The following is a 24,581-nucleotide window of genomic DNA, read 5'->3' on the forward strand; positions in this document are numbered from 1 at the left end:
GAGGAAGAACGGCGGCTCACGGGGTATCTCTCGTGGGTCGGAATCGGGTGAAGGACAAGTCTACGGGCGGAAAAGGTGGGGAAGGACTGAGGATCTCCGAAGTGCGGCGGCTCACCCCCGGGGCGATTCCTCCACGGCGGCGGCGGTCTCGGCATCCGCCGGGCCCACCTTCGCGCGGTCGCCGCGCGTCTTCACGAGGCTCGCGACGGTGGCGACGGCGATCGTCACCCCGATGAACAGGAGCGAGAACCAGATCGGGATCTCGGGCGCCCAGAGCATCGGCTCGCCGCCGTTGATGAAGGGGAGCTCGTTGACGTGCATCGCGTGGAGGACGAGCTTCACGCCGATGAAGGCGAGGATGACAGCGAGGCCCTGCGCCAGGTAGACGAGGCGCTCGAGGAGGCCGCCGATGAGGAAGTAGAGCTGACGGAGGCCCATGAGCGCGAACGCGTTCGCGGTGAAGACGATGTACGGCTCGTTGGTGAGGCCGTAGATCGCCGGGATCGAGTCCACCGCGAAGACGAGGTCGACGAACCCGATCGCGATGATGACGAGGAGCATCGGCGTCACGTAGCGGCGGCCGTTCTTGACGACGGTGAGGCGGTCGCCGTCGTACTCGTCGCTCACCGGCAGCACGCGCCGCACGAGCCGCATGAATTTCCCGTCGACGGGATTCGAGTCGCCGTGCGCGAACGCCTGGCGATAGGCGAGGAACAGCAGCAGGGCGCCGAAGATGTAGAACACCCCCGAGAAGTTGGAGATGAGGGCTGCGCCGGCGGCGATGAAGATTCCACGCAGGACGAGCGCGATGATGATGCCGATCATCAGCACCTTTTGCTGGTAGATCTTCGGCACCGCGAAGCTCGTCATGATGATGAGGAAGACGAACAGGTTGTCGATCGACAGCGCCTTCTCGGTGAGGTAGCCGGCGAAGTACTCGCCGCCGTACGTCCAGCCCGACACCATGCCGATGCCGACGCCGAACAGCAGGGCGAGCCCGATGTAAAACGCCGACCAGCGGGCCGATTCGCCGATCGTCGGCTCGTGGGGCTTGCGGACGTGCGCGAAGAATTCGTACACGAAGAACAGGATCGTGACGATGATCGTGATGATCCACACGAGGGGCGTGATGTTCACAGCTGAAGCTCCCGGGCTAGGCGTTGACAGTGATCGATGGTGCAGGTGCGGTGGCGCACGTGCGGTGTGTCAGCGTCCAGGTCTCTTCCATCCTCTGCGACCTTCGTCGATCGAGGACCGGGCGCCCGGTGCGCGATGTCGCGCACGTAATGACGAGCTGCCCGTGCCGGAATACTCCCCGTGGAACTTGGCGAGCCTAGCGGGGGTTTGTTACGGGTTCCTGAGAATGCGCTGGTGCGGGCGGTGGGGTATGGGGTAGGTCCCGCCCGTCGGCGAGACGATTGCTGCGTCTCGCCTAGCGTGGACGCGTGCCGAGTCCTCGCGTCTCCGTCGTCCCCGCCTCCTACGTCTACCTGCTGCGGGGTGATCGCGTGCTTCTGCAGCGGCGGCAGAACACGGGCTATATGGACGGCATGTGGGTCGCGGGGGCCGCCGGTCACATCGAGTGGGGCGAGACCGCCGTCGCGGCGGCGCGTCGCGAGGCGAAGGAGGAACTCGGGATCGACCTCGTCGCGTCGAGCCTTCGGGTCGCGACCGTCATGCAGCGCACCGATGGTTCGCCCGATCCGAACGAGCAGCGCGTCGACTGGTTCTTCACGGCGACCGCGTGGACGGGCGATCCCGCCATCATGGAGCCGGCCAAGTGTGCAGAGATCGCCTGGTTCGCCCTCGATGGTCTGCCCAGCGGCATCCCCGACTACGAGCGGTTCGTGCTCGACGGGCTCGCGTCGGGCGGGCCCGAACCACTGACCAGCTACGGCTTCTGACGAGGGCGGTTCGCTCGGTGAGCGCGCCGAGGGATCGATCGCAAGGGAAGGGCCGCCGCTGTGTGGACGCGACGGCGGGAGTCGAACCCGCAACGCAACCGGTTATGAGCCGGTGCCCGGGACCGCCCGGATCGCCGCGATGTGTGTCCTTCGAACCTAGGCGAGCATCTGCCCGATATCGACCCCGGTGACCGATTCTTGCACTCGGTGTCGAAACATGACGGGGATCGGGCGGGCGATATGAGACGGCCGAGCGCAGATCGGGCGTTCAGGTCGGCGGGATACGGTGGAAGCATCCCTAGTTCTGAAGAGGTGTTTGTCATGCGCTCACGAAGCACAGCAGTCCTGTCCCTCACCGCCATCGCGGTGCTCGCCCTCGCCGGCTGCGCCACGCAGCCCGCGTCCGACGGTGCCGGCACGGCCGAGCCGTCGCCGACCGCTTCGGTCGCCGAGTCGTCCTACGCATCGCCCGCCGTCGCCGGCGAGCGCACCGGTGTCGACGGCACCGACCTGCAGCTGTGGAGCTCGGTCGCCCCCGACGAGGGCGCCGTCGGCACCCTCGGCGACCCCGACGCCGGCAACCAGTGGGTCACCGTGAACGTCGCCCAGTGGACGGCCGCCGCCGACCAGACCGACGTCGACGTCGCGCCGGTGCTGCGCTCCACCGCCGACGAGTCGTTCACCGGCACCGCCGTCTCGCCCCGCGCCGTCGACGTGCCGATGACGGCCGACAAGCTCTACACCTTCGCGTGGAGCTTCCAGGTGCCCGAGAACCTCGTCGACGCGACCTCGCTCGTCCTCTGCACGAGCGCCGACGCCGACGCGGCCTGCACGTCGATCGACAAGTGAGCTGACCCCCGGTACAGCCCGCACACAGCACGAAAGGCCCACACCTCTCCGGAGGTGCGGGCCTTTCGCGGTGCGCGGAGGTCAGAGCGTGCGGTCGAAGGCGCTGTCGCGGGTCGAGACGATGTCCTTGCCGAGGGGCATGAGGGAGATCGGGATCATCTTGAAGTCGGCGATCGCCATCGGGATGCCGATGATCGTGACACACAGCGCGATGCCGCTCAGGAGGTGTCCGAGCGCGAGCCACCAGCCGGCGAAGATCACCCAGATCACGTTGCCGAGGAACGACCCTACGCCCGCCGTGGGCTTCGAGACGATCGTCCGCCCGAAGGGCCAGATGACGTAGCCCGCCGTCCGGAACGACGCGATCGCCCACGGGATCGTGATGATCGGGATGCACAGCAGCACCCCTGCGAGCACGTAACCCAGGAACAGCCAGAACCCGGCGAAGATCACCCAGATGATGTTGAGCAGCGTGCGCATGGCCCCATTCTGGCGGGTCGGGGCTGAACGGATGCCGGGGACCTGCGGTGCCGGGTCGGTTTCGCCGTCGAACTCGGGGTCGGTTTCGTCGAGGTGCGGTACCAGTTGTCGGATCCGTGGGGCTGGTGTTGTCTCCTGAGGCGCGGGAGATGACACCAGCTCCACCGATCCGACGACCGGTGCGCTACTTCCGGCCGGCGACGGCGCGCTGCGCGCGGCGCAGCAGCCCGACGAGTCCCGTGACGAGGATCAGCGCGCCGAGGGTGAGGACGCCGAGGCCGATCGCCGTCGCCGGCGACAGAGCCGCGATCCACGCGACGAGATCGTCGATCCGCGCTTCGCCCGAGGCGAGCCACACCCCGCCGATCGCCATCGCCGCGAGCACCAGCCCCCAGACGATCCCCGCCCAGCGCGTGCGGGCGCGGAGCGCGGGACGGCCGTCGGAGGGCGTGGTCGCGCCGGATGCCGCGGTGTCTGACGCCTCGGCATCCTCAACGCGCCCGTCGGTCACGTCGTCGAAGCTCTCGAGAATCTCGGTCGTCTGGTCGTCGCTCATTCGGACTCCTCGGGGGTCTCGGCGCCTGTGTCGGTCAGTCGGGGCACGATGATCTGGACGTAGCCGGACTCCTGATCGATCGCGAGCGTCTGTTCGGTGACGATCATGTCCTTCGGATCGGCGAGCCGGATGCCCTCGTCGCTCAGACGGGTGGACGGTGCCGGATCGGATGCGTAGGTGCCCTCATAGCGCACGCGCCCATCGGGCAGCGTCGTGGCCGTCGCGCTGAACGCTTCGACGAGGTCGACCGGTTCGTACTGCGTGTCGGAGTCGCGGTCCACCTGAAAACCGCCGGCGGGCACCGTGAGGTCGAGGTGCAGCGTGACGCCCGGCTCGAACCAGACGTAGGTGAAGCCCCCACGCTTCTCGATGTGGATCGGGCGGTCGGGTTCGCCGTTGTTCCGCAGGGACACGGTCACGTCACCCCACGGCTGGACGAAGGGCGCGGATGCCGGCCACCGTTGCGCACCCGGGGCGTTCGAGACGCCGTACGAGGTGAGGTGCAACTCTCGAGCCGCCGGCACCGCGACCCCCGCCGCGCCGCCGAGAAGAAAGAGCACGGTCGTGAACGCGAGGAATCCGCTGCGCCACCGCACGGCGCCCGCGATCACCATGCCGAGGGCGGTGACGAGAGCCGCGACGAACAGCCCTCGTGCGACCGAGAGCTCCGACGCCCCGGCGAGTCCGACGATCGCACCCAGCACGATCGCGACCCCGACGACGGCGGCGACGTACGCGAACGGGGTCCGCGGCTTGGTCGCTCGGCGGACGCGGCGACGCTCGTCGGCATCCGCCGTGAAGGCGGCGCCCCGCTCCTGGCGCTCGCGCCGCGCCTGCTCGCGGGCGAGGCGCGCGGCATCCTGCTGCTGGCGGCGCCAGGCGTCGTCCTGCATCTTCCACGCGGCGTGCTGCTCGCGCCAGGCGGCGTACTCGTCGACGGGTGCGGCGGGGGTGACGGGTTCGGCGGGGGTGGTGGGTTCGGTGGATGGGGCGCCGGATTCGGTGGATGGGGGGTCGAGGGAGGAGGGGGAGGCCGCGAAGCCGGCGGCATCCCCCTCCTCGTCCGCACGCGGGGCATCCGGACCCGAACCGGATGCCGCGGCGGACGCGTCCGGGGCCCTGTCCGGATCGAGAGGCGCGGCAGAAGCCGTGCGCTCATCCGGATCGGCCGCCGGGGTCTGGGGGGTGGACCGCGGGCGCGGGGAGCGCGCGGCGCTGGCGATGACGAAGACGAGAAGGCCGGCGACGAGCAGTGCCACCGTGAACACGATGGACAGCGCGATGATGGTGGGGTCCGACACGTACGCGGCGGGCAGGACGATCGCGGCGCCGACGGGCGCCGGCACGAGGCCGAGCACGGCGCACGCGATGATCCCGCCCATCGCCGGCGTCCACTGCCCGCGGATCGCGTCGCGCAGCGGGATCCGCCCGTCGAGGTCGGGGAGCACCGCCCACGCGATCGCATAGACGAGCAGCATCGGGAATCCGAAGAGCTGCACGACCACGAAGATGCCGCGGACGATCAGCGGGTCGATCCGCAGGCGTGCGGCAACGCCTGCCGCGACCCCGCCGATCCACCCGTCGCCGCGCACGATGCCGAGTCCGGACGTCCACGAGAAGAAGCGATCCCCTCGTGAGGGACGCGGGCCGGCGGGCGGCGCGCCGGAGGAGTCCGCGGGGGATGCCGAAGGTGTCGGCGGCGGGCCGGGATCGAGCACGGGGGTCGTCATGCATCGATCCTCGCCGCGCGACGGCGGCGGTCGCCATGGGGTGAACCCCTGATCCGACCCTGATCTTCGCGTTCTGGCATCCCCTCGCGTGCGCCGGTGTGATGGGATGGCCGCATGTCCACGACGACCCCGGCGACTGCGTCTCCGGCTGCGCCCGCGGCCCCGGTCGTGTCGCCCGCCGACCCGGCCGCGCCCGCGGCCCCGGTCGCGTCGCCGCGGCCCGCGCGCCCGGCCCGACCTCCGCGTCCGGCGCGCCCCGCGCGCGCCGTGGCCGAGCGCCTCCCACTCCTGCGCCCCCGTGAGTGCGCCGTGTCGGGCGTCTCGGAAGGGCTCGCGCGGCACCTCGATGCTCCGGTGTGGGCGGTGCGGTGGCTGTTCGTCGTCCTGTCGGTGCTCGGCGGTGCCGGCATCCTCCTCTATCTCTGGTGCTGGGCGTTCATCCCCTGGGAACCGCCCGCCGAGTCGGGCCCGAGCGCGCCCACACGGAGCGTCCCGGTCGCCTGGATCCTCCTGACCGTCGCGACGGTCGCGCTCGTCGTCGTCATGTTCGGACTGGCCGAGTACCGCGCGTGGGGGTGGGCGCCGCTCGCGCGGCTGCGCGTCGTCGGAGGCTTCGCGCTCACCGTCGGCGCCGCGACCGCCGCGGGACTCTGGGCCGGGTTCATCGACCGCACCGACCCCGCCCGCGGGCCGCGCCACGCGTTCGTCACGCGCGTTGTCGCCATCGCCCTGCTCGTCATCGTGCTCCTCGTCGCTGTCGGCGAGGGCGGGACGACCCTCGATGTCCTCGTGAGCGCGCTCGTGCCCTTCTTCGCGATCCTGCTCGTGCTTTCGCCCGCGTTCGTGCAGCGCTGGCGGGAGCTGTCGGGTGAGCGCGTCGCGCGGATCCGCGAGGAGCAGCGCGCCGAAATGGCCGCGCACCTTCACGACTCGGTGCTGCAGACCCTCGCCCTCATCCAGAACCGCGCCGGCGCGTCGAGCGAGGCCGCGCGCCTCGCCCGCGCGCAGGAGCGCGAGCTGCGAGCCTGGCTCTACGACGGTGACCAGCCCGCCGACAGCGATCTGCCGACCGACCTCCGCGACTACGCGGGCGCGCTCGAACTCGACTACCCCGTGCGCATCGACGTCGTGTCGGCGGGGGCGTCGACCGAGCGCGCCAGCGGTGAAGTCGCCGCCGCCGCGCGCGAGGCGATGCTCAACGCCGCCCGCCACGCGGGAGGAGAGGTCTCCGTCTACATCGAGGGCGGGGCGGGTGTCGACGTCTACATCCGAGACCGGGGTGCGGGCTTCGAGATGGATGCCGTCCCCGACGATCGCCTCGGCATCCGGCAGTCGATCATCGGACGCATGCGGCGCGTCGGCGGCACGGCGTCGGTCCGCTCGACGGATGCCGGCACTGAAGTTCATCTGCATTTCGAGCGCCGCGAGGGGGGTGCGGACCGTGGCTGAGCCGATCCGCGTCGTGATCGTCGACGATCACTCGATCTTCCGGTCGGGACTGCGCAGCGACCTCGACGACTCGATCGCCGTCGCGGGCGAGGCATCCGATGTCCCCTCCGCGATCCCCGTGATCGCGCGGGAGCGGCCCGAGGTGGTGCTCCTCGACGTGCACCTGCCGGGCGGGTCGGGCGCCGATGCGACCGGCGGCGAGGAGGTCATCCGCGGGTCGGCCAGCGTGCCGACGCGGTTTCTCGCGCTGAGCGTGTCCGATGCCGCCGAGGACGTCGTCCGCGTCATCCGCGCCGGCGCCCGCGGGTACATCACGAAGGGGTCGTCGGGGATCGAGGTGAGCGACGCGGTGCACGCCGTCGCCGGCGGGGATGCCGTGTTCTCGCCACGCCTGGCCGGCTTCGTGCTCGACGCCTTCGGCGCCGTCGCGGGCGAGACGGCGGCCGCCCCGGACGAACTGGACCGGCTGTCGGCGCGCGAGCAGGAGGTCATGCGCCTCATCGCGCGCGGCTACTCCTACAAAGAGGTCGCCGCGGAGCTGTACATCTCGATCAAGACCGTCGAGACGCACGTGTCGGCGGTGCTGCGCAAGCTGCAGCTCTCGTCGCGGCACGAGCTGACGGCCTGGGCCAGCGAGCGGCGGCTGCTGTAGGGCTCGGGCGGGCGGAAGGCCGGTGTCGGGGCCCCGACCTAGACTTGAGGGGACATGCCTGACCCCATCAAACCTGTGATCGTCGGCGGCCCCGGCGCCGCCTCCGCCGTGCGCGCGACCCCCGGATCGGCCGGGTCCGCGCGCGCCGACGACGACCTCCTCGCCGGGCTCAACGAGCCCCAGCGCGAGGCCGTCACCTACCGTGGCCCCGCCCTCCTCATCGTCGCGGGCGCCGGCTCCGGCAAGACGAGCGTGCTGACGCGCCGCATCGCGTCGCTCCTGCGCTCGCGCGAGGCGTGGCCGAGCCAGATCCTCGCGATCACGTTCACCAACAAGGCCGCCGGCGAGATGCGCGAGCGGGTCCACCAGCTCATCGGCGACGTCGCCCAGGGCATGTGGATCTCGACGTTCCACTCCGCCTGCGTGCGCATCCTCCGCCGCGAGGCCGACCAGTTCGGCTTCACCAAGAACTTCACGATCTACGACTCGGGCGACTCGCGCGCCCTGATCAAGCGCCTCGTCAAGGAACACGAAGCCGATGCGTTCGGCCTCACCCCTGCCGCCGTTCAGGGCCGCATCTCCAAGCTCAAGAACGAGCTGGCGGATGCCGAATCGTTCGCGCGGACGGCGAACCTGAGCGACCCCGCCGAGCGCGTCTTCGCGGAGATCTTCGCCGACTACCAGCGCGCGCTGCAGCGGGCGAACGCCTTCGACTTCGACGATCTCATCGGGCAGACCGTCTACCTCTTCCGCGCGTTCCCGCACGTCGCCGACGTCTACCGGCGCCGCTTCCGGCACATCCTCGTCGACGAGTACCAGGACACGAACCATGCCCAGTACGCGCTCATCCACGAGCTCACGCGTCCCCCCGGTTCCGACGCTTCCGGAACCGCGCACGAGGGCGGCATGATGATCTTCGACGCGCCCTCCGATGCGGCGGGCGAGCCCGGGGCATCCCTCACGGTCGTCGGCGACTCCGACCAGTCGATCTACGCGTTCCGCGGCGCCGACATCCGCAACATCACCGAGTTCGAGCGCGACTACCCGGGGGCGAAGGTCGTCCTGCTCGAGCAGAACTACCGCTCGACGCAGAACATCCTCACCGCGGCGAACGCCGTCATCAGCAACAACTTCGACCGCAAGGACAAGAAGCTCTGGACCGACGTCGGCGCGGGAGATGCGATCGTCGGCTTCACCGGGTACTCGCAGCACGATGAGGCCCAGTTCGTCGCCGATGAGATCGAGCGGCTGCACCGCGGCGGCATGCCGTACGGCGAGATGGCGGTGTTCTACCGCACCAACTCGCAGTCCCGCGCGCTGGAGGAGATCTTCATCCGCTCGGCCGTGCCTTACAAGATCATGGGCGGCACGAAGTTCTACGAGCGGGCCGAGATCAAGGATGCCCTCGCGTACCTCATCGCGGTCGCGAACCCGGCCGACGAGCTGAGCGTCCGCCGCATCCTCAACAAGCCGCGCCGCGGCATCGGCGACGTCACCGAGACGGCGATCGCGCGCTACGCGACCGAAGAGGGCATCACGTTCCGCGACGCGCTCGCCAACCCCTCGGCGCTGGGCGTCGGGCCGAAGATCCAGCGGGCCATCGCACAGCTCGACGCGGTGCTCGCCGAGGCATCCGAGATCATGCTCCCGGTCTCGGGCGAGGTCGCGCCGTCGTCGTCGGTGACCGAGGGGCTGAACGTCCTGCTGAACAAGTCGGGCTACCTCGATGCGCTCCGCCGCTCACGCGACCCTCAGGACGAAGCGCGCGTCGAGAACCTCGACGAGCTCGTCGCGGTCACCCGCGAGTTCGCCCGCAACAACCCCGAGGGGACGATCCTCGACTTCCTGACGGAGGTCGCCCTCGTGTCGGATGCCGATGACCTCGACGACGCCACGGGGTCGGTCTCGCTCATGACGATGCACACGGCGAAGGGGCTCGAGTACGACGCCGTCTTCGTCACGGGCGTCGAAGAAGACCTGATCCCGCACAGGATCTCGGCAGGCGAGCCAGGCGGCCCGCAGGAGGAACGGCGCCTCTTCTACGTCGCGCTCACCCGTGCCCGCAAGAGGCTGCACCTGTCGCTCGCGATGACGCGCGCCCAGTTCGGTGAGGTCTCGGCGGCGATGCCGAGTCGGTTCCTGCAGGAGATCCCGCACGAGCTCATCGACTGGCGTCAGTCGCCGGGGGATGTGAACTCGCGCGGCGGCACCCAGTCGCGCGCGCTCAACGCGCGCCGGGGCGGATCGGGCTCCGGCGGCTTCGGCGGCGGGTCGCGCTACGGCGACGACCTCGTGCCGCTCCCCAGGCGCGAGAACCCGGCGGGCGACGTGACGAAGTTCGCGAACCGCATCCCCGCGAAGGTGCGCGACAACGGCGACCTCGAGCTCGCTCCGGGCGATCGCATCCGGCACGACGACTTCGGCGAGGGCCGCGTCGACATGGTCACGGGCGAGGGGGCGAAGCGCATCGCGCACGTGCGGTTCGACTCCGCTGGCCCCAAGAAGCTTCTCATCAAGATCGCGCCGATCGCGAAGCTGTAGCGCTGGTGGGGTGTGCGTGGCTCCCGGCGACGCCGCGCCCGCCACCGGCCCGGGATACCCTCGAGGCATGGCATTGTTCTCGCGTCGCGGCAAGAGCGACGACTCCCCGTCCGAACCCGACGCGGAGCTGACAGCGCCGGACACGTCCGCCGACGATGTGGGTACGGCGGCGCCCGACGCCGAGCCCGTGCCCCACGTGGGCATCTCGGTGAGCACGTTCGGCAAGGCCCCGGAGAAGCCGGCGCCGCCGCGCCCGCCGCGTCCCGAGGCCACGGCGCCGGCAGCGACCCAGACGATCCCGGGGGTCGTCGACAACGTCCTCGTGCAGCGTGCGCTCGCCGCTCTCTCCGAGACCCCGCAGGCCGCTGAGGTCATGAACGTCATGCGGCAGGCGCTCGTCGGACAGCTGTACGTGCGCGCCCAGGGTGACGCGCAGGCGCTCCTCGCCGAGGGCAAGGGCCTGAACCTTGCGATCACGACGTTCGGCGACAAGCGGTTCCTTCTCGCGTTCAGCGGCGGCGGGCCGCTCCAGGCGAGCGCGCTCGAAGAAGGCTCGGAGGCCGCGTCGGCCGTGGGCCAGTTGGCATACAACCTCCTGCGCACCGCGGTCGATTCGGGATACGACGGCATCTACCTCGACCACACGAACCCCGGCGCACGCCTCGTGCTGCCGATCGAGCTGATCCGGAAGTCCCTCGAAGAGGGCGCTCCGCCTCCGTTCGCGCTGAAGACCCTCCTCGCCGGTGAGCGGACGGATGCCGCGGAGCGCGCGATCGTCGACGTGCTCACCCGCGAGACCGTGTGGGTCGCCGGCAACCTCGACCCCGAGTCGGGACAGATCGGGCTGGCGGAAGCACGCGGCGAGGGCGGGCGGCGCATCGAGGTGTACTCGCATCCGCTCGAGGTCATCGCAATGGGACGCGGCGACCGGCCGTTGCCGCTCACGCCGCAGCAGCTCGCCAAGACCCTCGCCGCCGAGCCCACGGTGACCGGGATCGTCCTCGACGCCGCGGGGCCCTGGGCCGAACTCGACCGTGAGGCGCTCGCTCCGCTCATCGCCCTCGCGGACTGAGACGGCGAGCGGCGGCAAGGAGCGGTTGCGGAGTTTCGACCCGCGGCGGCGCCGCTCGAGAGGCGACCGGGATGAGGCGCCCGGGGTGAGGACCCGGGGTGTCGCGGGAGGCGCGGCGCGCCTAGGGTCGGACCATGGCATCCGAGCGCATCACGGTGACCGTACCCGGCCCGGAGGGCGACCGCGAGGTGTCGCTGTCGAGCCCGAATCGGGTCATCTGGCCCGAGGTGGGCATCACGAAGCGCGAGCTCGCCGAGTACGTCATCGCCGTCTCCGACCCGTTCCTGCGCGCGAACGGCCACCGTCCGGTGTCGCTCGAGCGCTACCCCGACACCGTCGACGGCGAGAGCTTCTTCTCGAAGAACCCGCCGCGCGGCGCGCCCGACTACGTCCACGAGGTCATGTGCACGTACAACAGTGGGCGCCGCCACCCGCAGGTCGTCCTCGATGAGGCCGCCGCGATCGTGTGGGCCGTGCAGATGAACACCGTCGTCTTCCACCCGTGGGCATCGCTCGCGACGAACACCGACAACCCGGTCGAGCTGCGCATCGACCTCGACCCGCAGCCGGGCACGGACTTCTCCGATGCGGCATCCGTCGCCCCCGCCCTCCGCGAGGTGCTGCGCGAGGCGGGGCTCGAGGCGTGGATCAAGACGAGCGGGAACCGCGGCATCCACGTGTTCTGCCCGATCGAGCCGACGCACGAGTTCCTCGACGTCCGCCACGCGGTGATCGCGGCGGGGCGCGAGCTGGAACGGCGGATGCCCGACAAGGTGACGACCGCCTGGTGGAAGGAGGAGCGCGGCGAGCGCGTCTTCGTCGACTTCAACCAGGCCAACCGCGACCGCACGATGGCCGGCGCCTACAGTCCGCGCGCGCTGCCCCAGGCGACGGTCGCGACCCCGATCACGTGGGACGAGCTCGCGACGGGGGTGGATCCGGCATCCTTCACCGTCCGCACCGTACCGGCTCGTCTCGCCGACACCGGCGACCCGTGGGAGCAGTTCGCCGACGCGCCGGGCCGCATCGACATGCTGCTCGAGTGGTGGCAGCGCGACCTCGACGCGGGGCTCGGCGAATTGCCGTTCCCGCCCGAGTTCCCCAAGATGCCGGGAGAGCCCCCGCGCGTGCAGCCGAGCCGGGCGAAGAAGACCGAGTGACGGGGGTCCCGCGCGGCGTCAGCTCTGGCGGGTGAGCGACTCGGGTTCTCGGCCCTCGATCATCGCCTGTTCATCCTCGGGATGCTTTGGCCGCGCCCACCGCGCCGGCGTGTTCGGGCCGTCCCACACCTGCACGATGCCCCACGCGACCGCCGTCAGCGGCACCGCGAGCACCGCGCCGACGATCCCGCCGAGGAAGGTTCCCGCGGTCAGGACGATCAGTACGACGAACGGGTGCAGCTTCATCGACCGGCCCATGAGCACCGGCTGCAGGAAGTTCCCCTCGAGCTGGTTCACGAGCACGACGACACCGACGACGAGCAGGGCGTTGACCCAGCCGTTCGCGACGAGGGCGACGAGCGCCGCGAGGATGCCGGCGAGCGTCGCGCCCACGAACGGGATGAACGCCAGCAGGAACGTCAGCACCGCCAGTGGGATCGCGAGCGGCACCTGCAGGATGAGCAGACCGATGAGGATGCCGATGGCGTCGACCGCCGCGACCGCCGCCGTGCCGCGCACATACGAGCCGAGCGTGGTCACGGTCTTGTCGCCGACCCGCATCGCGCGGTCGTAGCTCTTGCCCTCGAAGGGGCGCAGGAGGAAGGCCCACATCTGCGGGGCATCCTTCAGGAAGAAGAAGAGGATCACGACCATGAGGATGAAGCTCGTGATGAACGTCGCGACCGCGCTGACTCCCGCGATCGCCCCCGAGCCGAACTGCGCGCTCGTGAGGAAGTCGGTGATCGAGCCCATCCACTCGTCGATCTGCGCCTGGTCGAAGCTGATGGGAAGCGTCGAGAACCACTCCGTCAGATCCTGGAACCCCGCCTGCGCCTGCGAGTACAGGTCGTCCCACTGGTTGCGGACCGCATTGACGATGAGCCAGCCGATGCCCGTGAGCAGCAGCACGATCGCGAGGAGCGTCAGGATCGTCGCGGCGAGGGCCGGCACCCCCTTGCGGCGCAGCCAGCGCATGACCGGCGCGAAGGCGGATGCCAGGATCATGGCGAGCAGCAAGGGGATGACGACGACCGTCAGCTGGCTGATGCCCCAGAGCACGGCGGCGATGAGCGCCACCGCGATGAGGATCTGCATGGCGCGGATGGCGAAGGTGCCTAGGGCGTCGGCCCAGAGGGTCCAGGGCTTGCCCGCGGTGCTCGCGCTCACGCGCACGGGGGTGCCGGAGTCGGACACGCGGACGGTGGCGGGTTCGGAGGATCGGAACAGTCCCATGCCACGACGGTAAGGGACGCGCGCCGTCGACGCGAAGCCTTGACAGGCGGCCGATGATCAGGGTCGGGGTTCGGGTCGCGTCGCGGTCACGGGCGCGACCACTCGCGTTCGGTGAGGATGCGGGCGACGGTCAGCCCGATCGCGAGGGCGACGACGACGAAGACGGCGGTGAATCCGTTCTGGATCGCGGCGAGCGTGTCGCCGGCGATGACACCCGTGATCGCCCGGTACGCCGCCGCGCCCGGCACCATGATGAGGACCGCGGGCACCGTGAGGGTGACGCGCGCCGCGCGGAGGCGGTCGCCGAACAGGAACGCGCCGAAGCCCACCGCGAGCGCCGCGATCGCCGCCGCGAGTGGCGCCGTCATCCCGCCGTCGATGAATGCCAGCCGCGCGACGTTCGCCACCGACCCGAGCGCCGCGGTGGTGAAGGCGATCGCGGGCGGGGTGTCGAAGAGCACGGCGAACCCGAGCACGCCGACGAAGCCGGCGAGCAGGCGCACGACCGACAGCACCGGCTCCGCGAAGAGCGGATCGGCGGTCTGGGTCACCGTCGCCTGGAAGATCGAGCCGATGCCCCACACCGCCGTTCCTGTCGCGAGCAGCACGAGCGTTGCGTAGACGACACGGGAGATGCCGGCGTTGAGGTCGAGGCGGGCGAGGTCGAGGGCGCCCGTGACGAGGGGGAAGCCGGGGACGAGGTAGAGAACGGCGCCCGTGAGCGCGGCGTCGTGCTGTCCGCCCGGTACGCCGAGAAGGGCGAGCAGCGCCGCGACACCGAGGTAGACGAGCAGCGCGGTGACGGCGGAGACGAACACGGTCAGGAACTCGTTGGTGCGAAGGCGCGCGATGCGCATCCGCACGAACTGCCCGATCGCGGCGGCGATGAGCACCGCAATGAACTCCTGCCACCCGCCGTTGTTCAAGAGGGCGAACGCCGCGCAGGCGAGGCCCGCGCCCAAGACCCGGACGACCTCGGGGTAACGGCGAGGGCGTGACTCGACGGCATCCAATCGCTGCTGCAGCGTGGCGGGAGAGGTGCCGGGCTGCAGCTCGCCGGTCAGGCGCTTGAGTGCCGTAAGGCGTTCCGCATCGACCCCGGGCCGGCGGATCTCGGCGACGCGCGTGCGGAACATCTGCCCGCGGCTCATCGTGGCGACGAGGTCGTTCATGCCGACGCGGGTGTGCAGCGTCTCGATGCCGACGGCGTGCGCGGCGCGCTCCATGCTGTCGCGCACCCGCGCCGACGACGCACCCGCGCCGAGCATGAGTGCGCCGAGGCGCATGACCGCGTCGGTGCGCGCGATGAACTGCACCGGCTCGAGGCGCAGTTCCTGGGTGAGCGAGAGGTCGCCGTCGAGGTCTGCTCCGGATGCCTGGTCGCCGGGGACGCCGCGGGCGGCATCGTCCTCGGGTGGGGGCGGCTCGGCGGACGGAGACATGCTCCGATCCTGGCATCGGCCGCGGGCGCCCGCACCCCCGACGGGCCGGGTCTTTATTCACGGCGCGCGCCGGGGTGTCGCCGCGCATCGCGCCGGTAGTTTCGGAGCCATGAAGGAGTCGGCCCGGCTCCCTCGGAGATCGGGCCCCCTTTCGCAGATCGGGCCCGCATGGCCGGCCGCCGGAGTCCGGCGCCGATGCGGGCTCGATCCGCGTGTGCGGGTGGGGAGACGCGGCTGGATGCGTTCGTCTCGCGTTCGTCTCGCAGGAGATCCGGCGCCCAACGCCCGACCGCAACGATTCGACGCCCCATCCCGCGTCGATCGTCCTGCGAACCGAACGCCGCAGCGCCGGGACGTCAGTCGAGGACGTCGGCCAGGTCGTAGGCGGCGACCTGCTCGAGCTGGTCGTAGGTGCACGAGCGCGGGTCGCGGTCGGGGCGCCACCGCTCGAACTGCACCGTGTGGCGGAATCTCCGCCCCTCGAGCTGGTCGTAGCGCACCTCGAGCACCCGTTCGGGGCGGAGGCGGACGAACGACGTGTCCTTGTCGGCCGCGGTGAACCGCGAGCGCTCGCCGTCGCCGCGCACGGCCGCGCCGTCGGCATCGGTCTCGACGAGGGGCGCCAGCTCGTCGACGAGCTCGCGCCGGCGCGCGTCGGTGAACGCCGAGACGCCGCCGGCCTGGTGCAGCGCGCCGTCGTCGTCGTACAGGCCGACGAGGAGTGACCCGACGCCGGCCCCGCTCTTGTGCACGCGGTATCCGAGCGTGACGACGTCGGCGGTGCGCGCGTGCTTGATCTTCATCATCGTGCGCCTGCCGGGGGTGTACGGGAGCGCGAGCGGCTTCGCGACGACGCCGTCGAGTCCGGCGCCCTCGAACTGCGCGAGCCACTGCGTCGCGAGGGCGGGGTCGGTGGTCGTCCGTGTGAGGTGGATCGGGTCGGGGATGCCGCGGAGCAGATCCTCGAGCTCCGCGCGCCGCGCGGCGAACGGTTCGCCCTGCAGGTCGCGGTCGCCACGCGCGAGCAGGTCGAAGGCGACGAAGCGGGCGGGCGTCTCGGCGCTGAGCAGGGCGACGCGGGATGCCGCGGGGTGGATCCGCTGCGACAGCGCCTCCCACGAGAGACGCAGTGACGCATCGCCGCCGCCCGCATCGGCCGTCTCGCTCGCATCGGCGGCCGGCAGCGCCACGACGATCTCGCCGTCGATGAGGCACGGCTCGGCGAGGAGCGCGCGGAAGGCATCCACGAGTTCGGGGAAGTAGCGGGTGAGCGGCTTCGCGCCGCGCGAGCCGATCTCCACGCCGTCGGCGCCCGTGCCGTCCCACGCGACGATCGCGCGGAACCCGTCCCATTTGGGCTCGAACGACAGTCCGCCGGGCGTCTTGGCGGGGTCGGGGATGGCGGGCACGGCCTTGGCGAGCATGGGAGCGGGGATGTCATACACGCCGCCATCCTCGCGTGCCACCGCCGCGGACGCGAGGGGTGCGGTCCGCGCACAGGATGCCTCGGCCCCGGTGTCGCCGGATCCTCCCAGCCCTCTGAGACTCAGTTTCATCTACACTGGACCGGAGTTTCATCCCATCGCGCGCATCGCGCCCCACCGAGGAGTCCGTCATGGCCGCCGCCTCCGAGTACGTCCCACCCGTCGCGGACTACGCCTTCCTGTACCACGAGGCTTTCGGCCTCGACATCGTCGCGCGCGCGACCGGCGGCGCACTGACCGCCGACGACGCGACCGACGTGATCGAGGGCGCCGGCGAGTTCGCGGCATCCGTCCTCGCGCCGCTCGAGACGGTCGGCGACACCGTGGGCGCGCAGTTCGTCGACGGCCAGGTGCACCTGCCCGACGGGTTCGCTGAGGCGTATCAGGCGTTCATCGAGGCGGGCTGGGTCAGCGCCGAGGCGCCCGAATCGGCCGGCGGCGACGGCCTGCCGGGCTCCGTGCGCGCGGGGCTCGGCGAGATCTGGAACGCCTCGAATGCGGCGTTCGCCCTCTGCTGGCTGCTGAGCGCGGGGCAGATCCACGCGCTGGATGCCGCCGCGTCCGAAGAGATCCGCGAGATCTACCTCACGAAGCTCGTCTCGGGCGAGTGGACCGGCACCATGAACCTCACCGAGCCGCAGGCCGGCACCGACCTCGGCGCGATCCGCACGATCGCCACCCCCCGTGGCGAAGGAGCGGGTGACGGCTCGTGGTCGATCAAGGGCCAGAAGATCTTCATCACGTGGGGCGACCACGATGTGGCCGAGAACATCGTCCACCTCGTGCTGGCGCGCACGCCCGACGCCCCCGAGGGCGCGAAGGGCCTCTCGCTGTTCGTCGTGCCGAAGTACCTCGTGAACGCCGACGGCTCGCTCGGCGACCGCAACGGCGTCGAGACCGTCGCGATCGAGCACAAGCTCGGCATCCACGGCTCGCCCACCTGCGTCCTCGCGTATGAGGACGCGACCGGCTACCTCGTCGGCGAGGTCGGCGGCGGGCTGGCGGGCATGTTCGTCATGATGAACTCCGCGCGCATGGGCATGGGCTTCCAGGCGACCGGCATCGCCGATCGCGCGTACCAGCAGGCGCGGGCATATGCCGCAGATCGCATGCAGGGCCGCGTGCTCGATCGGGATGCCTCGGCGCCAATCGCCGAGCACCCCGACGTCCGGCGTCTGCTGCTGTCGATGGCGAGCGAGATCTACGCGATGCGCGCCCTCGGCGTGTATGTCGGCGACCTCTTCGACCAGGCCGAAGGAACGGAGGATGCCGCGACGCTCGCACTCGCCGAGTTCTTCGTGCCGATCCTCAAGGGCTGGGCCACGGAGGATGCGATCGAGCTCACCAGCGAGGCGATCCAGGTGCACGGTGGCATGGGCTTCATCGAGGAGACCGGCGCCGCGCAGCACTACCGCGACGCCCGCATCATGACGATCTACGAAGGCACGACGGCGATCCAGTCGAACGACCTCATCGGACGGAAGGTCATCCGCAACCAGGGCGCGACCGCCGAAGCGCTGTTCGCGCGGATCGACGCCACGGTCGCGGACCTCCGCGCCGTCGCGGGCGATGCGGCATCCGACGTCGCGGTGCGAACGGCCGAGCGCACCGCCGACCGGCTCGAGCGCGCCGTCGCCGCAGCGCGTCGCGCGACCGCCGACCTGCTCGGGTTCGCCGGGTCGCTCCGCGACGCGCATGCCGTGAGCGTGCCGTACCTCATGCTCCTCGGAACGCTCTCGGGCGGGTGGATGCACGGCCTCGCCGTCGTCGCCGTCGCGAAGCACGACGCGGCGACCGACGAGGATGTTGCACGCCTGCGCACCGCGGACTTCTACGGCGCGCACCACCTGCCGCGCGTGCACGCCCTCGCCGAGACGGTGGCCTCGGGCGAAACCGTCTGACGCTCGCACTCCCGCGCCGGCGCCCGCCCCTGGCTCGCGAATCACCGCCGCTTTCACGAATCACCACCCGATTCGCGCGAAAGCGGCGGTGATTCGCGCATCGGGCGGTGATTCGCGAGCCGGGCGGGCGGGACGGAGAGGGGCGCGTGCGGGGCGGAGGCGCGCTGTGCTAGCGTCATACCGACTGGACGGTATGAGATGACCGAGACGCTCGAGGAGGAGCAGAAATGACGGATGCCACGGCACGCTTCACCGACACCGTGACCATCATCACGGGCGCAAGCCGCGGGATCGGCTTTGGAATCGCGCAGCGCCTCGTCGCCGAGGGCGGACGCGTCGTGCTCACCGGCCGCAAGAGCGAGGCGCTGGATGCCGCCGTCGCCGAGCTCGGCACCCTCGCCGACGGCACCCCCGCCGCCAGCGGCGTCGCCGGCGCCGCCGACGACCCGCACCACCGCGCCGCCGTATACGCCCACGTCGCCGAGACCTACGGACGCCTCGACCACCTCGTCAACAACGCCGGCATCAACCCCGCCTACGGTCCGCTCGCGGGCGTCGACCTGGGTGCCGCGCGCAAGATCCTCGAGGTCAACGTGCTCGCGACGCTCGAGTGGACGCGCGACGCGCTCGCGGCCGGGCTCAGCCGCTCGGTCGTGAACGTCGCCTCCGTCGCGGGCCTCGGAGCGAGCCCCGGGATCGGGATGTACGGGGCATCCAAGGGCGCCCTCATCAACCTCACGGCGCAGCTCGCGTACGAGCTCGCCCCCGCGATCCGCGTCAACGCCGTCGCCCCCGCCGTCGTGAAGACCCAGTTCGCCCGCGCGCTCTACGAGGGGCACGAGACCGAGACCGCCGCCGCCTACCCGCTGAACCGCCTCGGCACGCCGCAGGACATCGCCGGGCCCGTCGCCTTCCTCCTGTCAGAGGATGCCGCGTGGATCACCGGCCAGACCCTGTCGATCGACGGCGGCGCGGGCATCAAGCCCCTCATGTGACGCCCGCGTCGAGCGGCAGAGCACGGACCGAGAAGAGAGGCGCCCGGTGAAGGATTCCCACGTCGCCGACGACATCACCCGCGCGGCCGTCGAGCTGTTCGCGACCCAGGGCTACGTCACGACGAGCGTGCAGCAGATCGTCGAGGCGGCCGGCGTCACCAAGGGCGCGATGTACCACTACTTCGCGTCGAAGGACGACCTGCTCTTCGGCATCTACGACGAGCTCCTGACACTGCAGAAGCAGCACCTCGACGAGATCGTCGCGCGCGGCGAGGCATCCGGCGCGGGTGTCGACGAGATCCTCCGCGCCGTGTGCGTCGACGTGATCGAGACGTCGATCGACCACCTCCGTGAGGCGGCCGTGTTCTTCCGCAGCGCGCACCTGCTCTCCGCTGACCGGCGTGACGAGGTCACGCGCCGCCGCCGCGCCTACCACGACGCGTTCGCCGCGCTCCTCGAGCGTGGGCAGGTTGAGGGCCGCTACCGCACCGACATCCCGGTGGCGCTGCTCGTGGCGCACTTCTTCAGCGACGTCCACTACCTGTCGCAGTGGTACTCGCCGACCGGGCCCGAGAGCCGCGACCTCGTCGCCGCCCAGCTGACCGACCTGTACCTCACGAGCCTGCATCCCGCGGACGCGGGCGCCTGACCGACCCGCACCACCCCACCCGCACCACCCCACCACCCGTCCAGGAGGCGACGATGCCCGAGCACGAATCCACCGTTCCCGAGACGATGCGCGCCTGGCGGGTGACGACGCTCGGCGAACCCGCTGATGCGCTCTCGCTCGACGACGTCCCGGTCCCCGCGCCCGCCTCCGGGGAGGTGCTCGTGCGGGTGCGCGCCGTCGCGGCCAACTTCCCCGACGTCCTCCTCGCGCGCGGCGAGTACCAGGTGAAGCCCGAGTTGCCCTTCATCCCCGGCATCGAGTGCGTGGGCGACGTCGTCGCGCTCGGAGAGGGCGCGGATGCCGGGTCCTTCCGCATCGGCGACCGGGTGCTCGCCTCGAAGATCGGGGTGCTCGCCGAGTACGCGGCCGTGCCGGCATCCGACGTCCATCCCGCGCCCGCAACGCTTCCGGATGCCGCGGCCGCCGGCCTCTTCGTCGCGTACCAGACCGCGTGGTTCGGCCTGCACCGCCGGGCGGCGCTGCAGCCGGGGGAGTGGCTGCTCGTCCACGCCGCGGCGGGCGGTGTCGGCGCCGCCGCCGTGCAGCTCGGCGTCGCCGCCGGAGCTCGCGTGATCGGCGTCGTCGGCTCCGAGGCGAAAGCCGAGGTCGCCCGCGCCGCGGGAGCCGAGGTCGTGCTCATCCGGGGCGTCGACGACATCGCGCAGGGCGTCAAGGCCGCGACCGGCGGGCACGGCGCCGACGTCGTGTTCGATCCCGTGGGGGGCGACGCCTTCGCGGCATCCACCAAGTGCATCGCCTTCGAGGGACGCATCGTCATCGTCGGTTTCGCGAGCGGCACGATCCCCCAGCTGCCCGCGGGGCACGTGCTGGTCAAGAACTACTCGCTGCTCGGTCTGCACTGGGGCCTCTATACGCAGGTCGCACCGCACCTCGTCGCCGAGGCGCACCGCGAGATCACCCGCCTCGCCGACGACGGCGCGATCTCGCCCGTCGTCGACCACGTCGTCCCGTTCGGCGAGGCGCCCGCGGCCCTCACCGACCTCGCCGGCGGCCAGACGGTCGGACGCGTCGTCATCGAGGTCGCCGCGTGAGCGCGACGATCGACCTCGGCGGACGCGTCTGCATCGTCACCGGCGGCGGCCGCGGCCTCGGTGCCGCCTACGCCCGCGCGCTGCACGCCGCGGGCGCGCGGGTGATGATTGCCGACATCCTCGACGACGAGGGTGCGGCGCTCGCCGCCGAGCTCGACAGTGCGGCCCGCGACGGTGCGGGCGATGCCGATGCGACAGCGCGGTACCACCACCTCGACGTCCGCGACGAAGACCAGTGGGCGACCGTCATCGCCGACACGGTCGCCGCGTTCGGGGCGGTCGACGTCCTCGTCAACAACGCCGGGATCGTCAACGCTGCCCCCGTCGAGCACCTCACGACCGCGAAGTGGGATGCCGTCATCGCCGTCAACCTCACGGGCGTCTTCTTCGGGTGTCGCGCGGTCGTGCCGCAGATGAAGGCGCAGTTCGCCGCCACCGGCACGGGCGGATCGATCATCAACATCTCGTCGGTCGAGGGCATGCGCGGCAGCCCCGGCCTACACGGCTACACGGCGTCGAAGTTCGGCGTGCGCGGGCTCTCGCAGTCGATGGCGGTGGAGCTCGGGCCCTCCGGCATCCGCGTCAACTCGGTGCATCCGGGGTTCATTCGCTCGGACATGTCGGCCCGCATCGACCCCGCGCGCCTCGACATCCCGCTCGGCCGACCCGGCGAGCCCGGCGATGTCGCCGGGACGATCGTCTTCCTCGCGTCGGATGCCTCGGCCTTCACGACCGGCGCCGAGTTCGTCGTCGACGGCGGCATGATCACCGGCATCCCGCACAAGTAACGCCGTTTCGACGCCTGGCTGTGCGCGCGCTCGGAGTACGGCTATGCGCGCGCAACCCCCGGTCGTTGAGCGAGCGCAGCGAGCCGAAGAGCCGGCGCCGCGTCAGCGCGCGCGCAGCTGCGCACGGCCGAGGCTCGACAGGTGCACCTCGTCGGGGCCGTCGGCAAGCCGGAGCGAACGGATGCCGGCGTACATCTCGGCGAGCGGGGTGTCGCCCGAGACGCCCGCGCCGCCGTACAGCTGGATGGCGCGGTCGACGATCTGCTGCACGCCCCGCGGAACGGCGATCTTGATCGCCTGGATCTCGGTCATCGCCTTCTTGTTGCCGACGGTGTCCATGAGCCACGCGGTCTTCAGGACGAGCAGGCGCAGCGCCTCGAGCGTGATGCGCGACTCGGCGATCCACTCGCGGACGACGCCCTGGTCGGCCAGCGCCCGCCCGAACGCGTGACGCTCGCGCGCCCGCTCACTCATCAGCTGGAGAGCGCGCTCGCCCGTGCCGATCGCCCGCATGCAGTGGTGGATACGGCCGGGGCCCAGGCGCGCCTGCGCGATCGCGAACCCGTCGCCCTCGCCGGCGATGAGGTTCGAGGCCGGCACGCGCACGTCGCGGAAGACGACCTCGGCGTGCCCGCCGTGGTCGCGGTCGTCGTAGCCGAACACCGTCAGGGGACGCACGACCTCGACGCCGGGGGTGTCACGGGGAACGAGGATCATCGACTGCTGACGGTGGCGGTCGGCATCCGGATCGGTCTTGCCCATGACGATGAAGATCGCGGCATCCGGGTTCATCGCGCCGGTCGACCACCACTTGCGTCCGTTGATGACGTAGTGGTCGCCGTCGCGCACGATGCGGGTGTCGATGTTGGTCGCGTCGGACGAGGCGACGTCGGGCTCGGTCATGCAGAACGCGGAGCGGATCTCGGCGTTCAGTAGGGGCGTCAGCCACTGCTCCTTCTGCTCGGGGGTGCCGAAGTCGTTCAGGACCTCCATGTTGCCCGTGTCGGGCGCGGCGCAGTTGAACGCGGGGGGAGCCAGGCGCGTCGACCAGCCGGTGATCTCGGCGATCGGCGCGTACTGCAGGTTCGTGAGACCCGCGCCCCCGTTCTCACCGTGCCCGGCCGGGAGGAACAGGTTCCAGAGGCCCTCGGCGCGCGCGCGATCCTGCAGTTCGCGGACGATCGGGCGCACGGTCCACTCGTTCGGCGTCGCGGCGAGCTGCTCTTCGAGGATCGGCTCGGCGGGGAGCACGCGCTCGTCGACGAAGCGGCGAGCACGGGTGATGAGCGCCTCGGTCTCAGTATCGAAGGAGAAGTCCATCAGCGGGCCTCGCTCTCGGTGGGGGTGTCGGAGTCCGTGTCGGAAGGGGCTGCGGATGCCTCGGCATCCAGCGCCGTGAGGCCCGCCCGCGCGAGCGGTGCGACAAGCCCGCCCATCTGGTCGAAGCCCTCGCCGACCGTGCCGCCCTGCTGGTAGCGGTAGTGGATGCCCTCGAGGATCACCGCGAGCTTGTACGCGGCGAACGCGCGGTACCAGTGCAGCTCGGGCACGGGGATGCCGGCGCGCTCCGCGTACGCGGCGATCATCTCGTTGAGGGTGGGGTACCCGGCCGCGGCGTCGACCGCGCTCGGCACGGCGGTCGCGAGCGCGCCGGGGAGGTGCCCGATCTCCCAGTACATCGCGAACATGCCGACGTCCACGAGCGGGTCGCCGAGGGTCGCCATCTCCCAGTCGAGGATCGCCGAGACGTGCGCCTCGTCGCCCTCACCGGTGACGAGAGCGTTGTCGAGGCGGAAGTCGCCGTGGACGATGCCCGTCCGGGTCGTCTCGGGGACATCCGCCTCGAGCGCGGCCTGCAGGCGGTCGAGCTCGGGAGTCTCGCGCGAGCGCGAGGCATCCAGCTGCCGCCGCCACGTCGCGAGCTGGCGGGTGAGGAACCCGTCGGGCTTGCCGAAGTCGGCGAGGCCGACGGTCTCGGGATCGACCGAGTGCAGTGCGGCCAGGTCGCCGGCGAGCTCGAGGCTGAGCGCGCGGAGAGCGTCGGGGGTGAAGCCCGCGTTGTGCGTCGGGCGGGCGAGGACGCGGCCCGGGGCGCGCTCCATGACGAAGAAGACGGTGCCGGTGACCTGCTTCGCCTCGGTGTCGTCGACGACGTCGACCGCGACCGGCACAGGTACCGCGCTGCCTGCGAGCGCCGAGATGACCCGGTGCTCGCGGCGCATGTCGTGGGCGCTCGAGAGCACGTGGCCGAGCGGCGGGCGGCGGACGATGAGCGGCCGCGCCGCCCCGTCGATGCCGTACGTCAGGTTGCTGCGCCCGCCCGCGATGACCGTCGCGGTGAGGTGCTGACCGGGGACGACGAGGTCGGGGTGTGCGTCGACGAGCCAAGCTTCGAGGCCTGCGACGTCGAGGCCGGGGACCTCGGCCGTCGGCGCGGAGCGAGCGGTGGCGGATGCTGGGCTCGCGGAGTTCGGCGTGGCGGATGCCGGTGCAGGTGTGGTGTCGGCGGTCATCGGTGACCCTCTCCGGCGCCGTCCACGACGCCTCGCTCGCCAGCATACCGGACGGTCGGTTTGTTGTGGGAGGGTCGCTTCTGGATTGTCGGCGCGAATCGCTTCCACCC

The 24,581-nt window shown here is 71.1% G+C and carries 21 protein-coding genes and 1 tRNA gene; 12 read left to right on the forward strand and 10 right to left on the reverse strand.

The window, feature by feature from the left end; translation table 11 throughout:
* Nucleotides 1–111: 111 nt before the first annotated feature.
* The gene (locus tag ACRVYW_RS04205) at nucleotides 112–1,137 is read right to left on the reverse strand and encodes a TerC family protein (protein ID WP_431802005.1); all 1,026 of its coding nucleotides are present in this window, start codon (nucleotides 1,135–1,137) and stop codon (nucleotides 112–114) included.
* Nucleotides 1,138–1,445: 308 nt separating this feature from the next.
* Here ACRVYW_RS04205 and ACRVYW_RS04210 point away from each other — a divergent pair, with 308 nt between their 5' ends.
* Nucleotides 1,446–1,904: an NUDIX hydrolase gene (locus ACRVYW_RS04210; protein ID WP_431802006.1), complete on the forward strand. Its 459-nt coding sequence runs from the start codon at nucleotides 1,446–1,448 to the stop codon at nucleotides 1,902–1,904.
* A gap of 63 nt (nucleotides 1,905–1,967) precedes the next feature.
* Here ACRVYW_RS04210 and ACRVYW_RS04215 read toward each other — a convergent pair.
* Nucleotides 1,968–2,043, reverse strand: a tRNA-Met gene (locus ACRVYW_RS04215).
* 182 nt (nucleotides 2,044–2,225) lie between these two features.
* Between ACRVYW_RS04215 and ACRVYW_RS04220 the strand changes: the two genes are divergently transcribed.
* Nucleotides 2,226–2,753: a hypothetical protein gene (locus ACRVYW_RS04220; RefSeq protein ID WP_431802008.1), complete on the forward strand. Its 528-nt coding sequence runs from the start codon at nucleotides 2,226–2,228 to the stop codon at nucleotides 2,751–2,753.
* 81 nt (nucleotides 2,754–2,834) lie between these two features.
* Here the strand turns inward: ACRVYW_RS04220 and ACRVYW_RS04225 are convergent, their stop codons facing one another.
* The 3 genes from ACRVYW_RS04225 to ACRVYW_RS04235 form a co-directional block, all read right to left on the reverse strand.
* Nucleotides 2,835–3,233, reverse strand: coding sequence for a YccF domain-containing protein (locus tag ACRVYW_RS04225; protein ID WP_431802010.1), 399 nt, complete (start codon nucleotides 3,231–3,233; stop codon nucleotides 2,835–2,837).
* Between the two features lie 184 nt (nucleotides 3,234–3,417).
* On the reverse strand, nucleotides 3,418–3,789 hold the full coding sequence (locus ACRVYW_RS04230) for a hypothetical protein (protein ID WP_431802011.1): 372 nt from the start codon (nucleotides 3,787–3,789) through the stop codon (nucleotides 3,418–3,420).
* Nucleotides 3,786–5,519: a PspC domain-containing protein gene (locus tag ACRVYW_RS04235; RefSeq protein ID WP_431802013.1), complete on the reverse strand. Its 1,734-nt coding sequence runs from the start codon at nucleotides 5,517–5,519 to the stop codon at nucleotides 3,786–3,788. Before ACRVYW_RS04235 ends, ACRVYW_RS04230 begins: the two co-directional genes overlap by 4 nt.
* Nucleotides 5,520–5,633: 114 nt before the next feature.
* Between ACRVYW_RS04235 and ACRVYW_RS04240 the strand changes: the two genes are divergently transcribed.
* From ACRVYW_RS04240 to ligD, 5 genes are all read left to right on the forward strand, one after another.
* Nucleotides 5,634–6,968 (forward strand): ATP-binding protein, encoded by a 1,335-nt coding sequence (locus tag ACRVYW_RS04240; protein WP_431802015.1) that lies wholly within the window; start codon nucleotides 5,634–5,636, stop codon nucleotides 6,966–6,968.
* On the forward strand, nucleotides 6,961–7,620 hold the full coding sequence (locus ACRVYW_RS04245) for a LuxR C-terminal-related transcriptional regulator (protein WP_431802017.1): 660 nt from the start codon (nucleotides 6,961–6,963) through the stop codon (nucleotides 7,618–7,620). The genes ACRVYW_RS04240 and ACRVYW_RS04245 overlap by 8 nt, the downstream gene beginning before the upstream one ends.
* A 54-nt stretch (nucleotides 7,621–7,674) precedes the next feature.
* Entirely contained in the window at nucleotides 7,675–10,161 is a 2,487-nt protein-coding gene (locus tag ACRVYW_RS04250; protein WP_431802019.1) for an ATP-dependent helicase, read from the forward strand.
* 67 nt (nucleotides 10,162–10,228) lie between these two features.
* Nucleotides 10,229–11,233, forward strand: coding sequence for an SseB family protein (locus ACRVYW_RS04255; protein ID WP_431802020.1), 1,005 nt, complete (start codon nucleotides 10,229–10,231; stop codon nucleotides 11,231–11,233).
* 134 nt (nucleotides 11,234–11,367) lie between these two features.
* Entirely contained in the window at nucleotides 11,368–12,393 is a 1,026-nt protein-coding gene (gene ligD, locus ACRVYW_RS04260; RefSeq protein ID WP_431802022.1) for a non-homologous end-joining DNA ligase, read from the forward strand.
* An 18-nt stretch (nucleotides 12,394–12,411) separates the two neighbouring features.
* Here ligD and ACRVYW_RS04265 read toward each other — a convergent pair whose 3' ends face one another.
* The 3 genes from ACRVYW_RS04265 to ACRVYW_RS04275 all read right to left on the reverse strand — a co-directional run bounded on the left by ACRVYW_RS04265 (nucleotide 12,412) and on the right by ACRVYW_RS04275 (nucleotide 16,492).
* The gene (locus ACRVYW_RS04265; protein WP_431802024.1) at nucleotides 12,412–13,626 is read right to left on the reverse strand and encodes an AI-2E family transporter; all 1,215 of its coding nucleotides are present in this window, start codon (nucleotides 13,624–13,626) and stop codon (nucleotides 12,412–12,414) included.
* An 86-nt stretch (nucleotides 13,627–13,712) separates the two neighbouring features.
* Nucleotides 13,713–15,068, reverse strand: a complete 1,356-nt coding sequence (locus ACRVYW_RS04270) for a threonine/serine ThrE exporter family protein (RefSeq protein ID WP_431802026.1) — start codon at nucleotides 15,066–15,068, stop codon at nucleotides 13,713–13,715.
* Nucleotides 15,069–15,424: 356 nt separating this feature from the next.
* Nucleotides 15,425–16,492: an ATP-dependent DNA ligase gene (locus ACRVYW_RS04275; protein ID WP_431802598.1), complete on the reverse strand. Its 1,068-nt coding sequence runs from the start codon at nucleotides 16,490–16,492 to the stop codon at nucleotides 15,425–15,427.
* A gap of 191 nt (nucleotides 16,493–16,683) precedes the next feature.
* Between ACRVYW_RS04275 and ACRVYW_RS04280 the strand changes: the two genes are divergently transcribed.
* From ACRVYW_RS04280 to ACRVYW_RS04300, 5 genes are all read left to right on the forward strand, one after another.
* Nucleotides 16,684–18,453 carry an acyl-CoA dehydrogenase gene (locus tag ACRVYW_RS04280; RefSeq protein WP_431802027.1) on the forward strand — a complete coding sequence of 590 codons (1,770 nt, stop codon included), beginning with the start codon at nucleotides 16,684–16,686 and terminating at the stop codon, nucleotides 18,451–18,453.
* A gap of 227 nt (nucleotides 18,454–18,680) precedes the next feature.
* Nucleotides 18,681–19,448, forward strand: coding sequence for an SDR family oxidoreductase (locus tag ACRVYW_RS04285; RefSeq protein WP_431802029.1), 768 nt, complete (start codon nucleotides 18,681–18,683; stop codon nucleotides 19,446–19,448).
* Between the two features lie 46 nt (nucleotides 19,449–19,494).
* Complete coding sequence (locus ACRVYW_RS04290) at nucleotides 19,495–20,097, forward strand: TetR/AcrR family transcriptional regulator (protein ID WP_431802031.1); 603 nt, start codon at nucleotides 19,495–19,497, stop codon at nucleotides 20,095–20,097.
* Between the two features lie 53 nt (nucleotides 20,098–20,150).
* Nucleotides 20,151–21,170 carry an NADPH:quinone oxidoreductase family protein gene (locus tag ACRVYW_RS04295; RefSeq protein WP_431802033.1) on the forward strand — a complete coding sequence of 340 codons (1,020 nt, stop codon included), beginning with the start codon at nucleotides 20,151–20,153 and terminating at the stop codon, nucleotides 21,168–21,170.
* Nucleotides 21,167–21,958 (forward strand): glucose 1-dehydrogenase, encoded by a 792-nt coding sequence (locus tag ACRVYW_RS04300; RefSeq protein ID WP_431802035.1) that lies wholly within the window; start codon nucleotides 21,167–21,169, stop codon nucleotides 21,956–21,958. Before ACRVYW_RS04295 ends, ACRVYW_RS04300 begins: the two co-directional genes overlap by 4 nt.
* Before the next feature lie 102 nt (nucleotides 21,959–22,060).
* Here ACRVYW_RS04300 and ACRVYW_RS04305 read toward each other — a convergent pair whose 3' ends face one another.
* On the reverse strand, nucleotides 22,061–23,278 hold the full coding sequence (locus tag ACRVYW_RS04305) for an acyl-CoA dehydrogenase family protein (protein ID WP_431802037.1): 1,218 nt from the start codon (nucleotides 23,276–23,278) through the stop codon (nucleotides 22,061–22,063).
* Nucleotides 23,278–24,471: a phosphotransferase family protein gene (locus ACRVYW_RS04310; protein WP_431802039.1), complete on the reverse strand. Its 1,194-nt coding sequence runs from the start codon at nucleotides 24,469–24,471 to the stop codon at nucleotides 23,278–23,280. Before ACRVYW_RS04310 ends, ACRVYW_RS04305 begins: the two co-directional genes overlap by 1 nt.
* Nucleotides 24,472–24,581: the final 110 nt, after the last annotated feature.

It is taken from the genome of Microbacterium sp. bgisy203, from assembly GCF_965345155.1.
GTDB lineage: Bacteria > Actinomycetota > Actinomycetes > Actinomycetales > Microbacteriaceae > Microbacterium.

What these genes read in the sequence shown, in the direction of transcription:
- ACRVYW_RS04305 (WP_431802037.1), bottom strand. Translation starts at nt 23,278, where the DNA reads ATGGACTTCTCCTTCGATACTGAGACCGAGGCGCTCATCACCCGTGCT.
- ACRVYW_RS04285 (WP_431802029.1), top strand. Translation starts at nt 18,681, where the DNA reads ATGACGGATGCCACGGCACGCTTCACCGACACCGTGACCATCATCACG.
- ACRVYW_RS04220 (WP_431802008.1), top strand. Translation starts at nt 2,226, where the DNA reads ATGCGCTCACGAAGCACAGCAGTCCTGTCCCTCACCGCCATCGCGGTG.
- ACRVYW_RS04275 (WP_431802598.1), bottom strand. Translation starts at nt 16,492, where the DNA reads ATGCTCGCCAAGGCCGTGCCCGCCATCCCCGACCCCGCCAAGACGCCC.
- ACRVYW_RS04295 (WP_431802033.1), top strand. Translation starts at nt 20,151, where the DNA reads ATGCCCGAGCACGAATCCACCGTTCCCGAGACGATGCGCGCCTGGCGG.
- ACRVYW_RS04235 (WP_431802013.1), bottom strand. Translation starts at nt 5,519, where the DNA reads ATGACGACCCCCGTGCTCGATCCCGGCCCGCCGCCGACACCTTCGGCA.
- ACRVYW_RS04265 (WP_431802024.1), bottom strand. Translation starts at nt 13,626, where the DNA reads ATGGGACTGTTCCGATCCTCCGAACCCGCCACCGTCCGCGTGTCCGAC.
- ACRVYW_RS04240 (WP_431802015.1), top strand. Translation starts at nt 5,634, where the DNA reads ATGTCCACGACGACCCCGGCGACTGCGTCTCCGGCTGCGCCCGCGGCC.
- ACRVYW_RS04310 (WP_431802039.1), bottom strand. Translation starts at nt 24,471, where the DNA reads ATGACCGCCGACACCACACCTGCACCGGCATCCGCCACGCCGAACTCC.
- ligD (WP_431802022.1), top strand. Translation starts at nt 11,368, where the DNA reads ATGGCATCCGAGCGCATCACGGTGACCGTACCCGGCCCGGAGGGCGAC.
- ACRVYW_RS04255 (WP_431802020.1), top strand. Translation starts at nt 10,229, where the DNA reads ATGGCATTGTTCTCGCGTCGCGGCAAGAGCGACGACTCCCCGTCCGAA.
- ACRVYW_RS04280 (WP_431802027.1), top strand. Translation starts at nt 16,684, where the DNA reads ATGGCCGCCGCCTCCGAGTACGTCCCACCCGTCGCGGACTACGCCTTC.
- ACRVYW_RS04230 (WP_431802011.1), bottom strand. Translation starts at nt 3,789, where the DNA reads ATGAGCGACGACCAGACGACCGAGATTCTCGAGAGCTTCGACGACGTG.
- ACRVYW_RS04270 (WP_431802026.1), bottom strand. Translation starts at nt 15,068, where the DNA reads ATGTCTCCGTCCGCCGAGCCGCCCCCACCCGAGGACGATGCCGCCCGC.
- ACRVYW_RS04250 (WP_431802019.1), top strand. Translation starts at nt 7,675, where the DNA reads ATGCCTGACCCCATCAAACCTGTGATCGTCGGCGGCCCCGGCGCCGCC.
- ACRVYW_RS04225 (WP_431802010.1), bottom strand. Translation starts at nt 3,233, where the DNA reads ATGCGCACGCTGCTCAACATCATCTGGGTGATCTTCGCCGGGTTCTGG.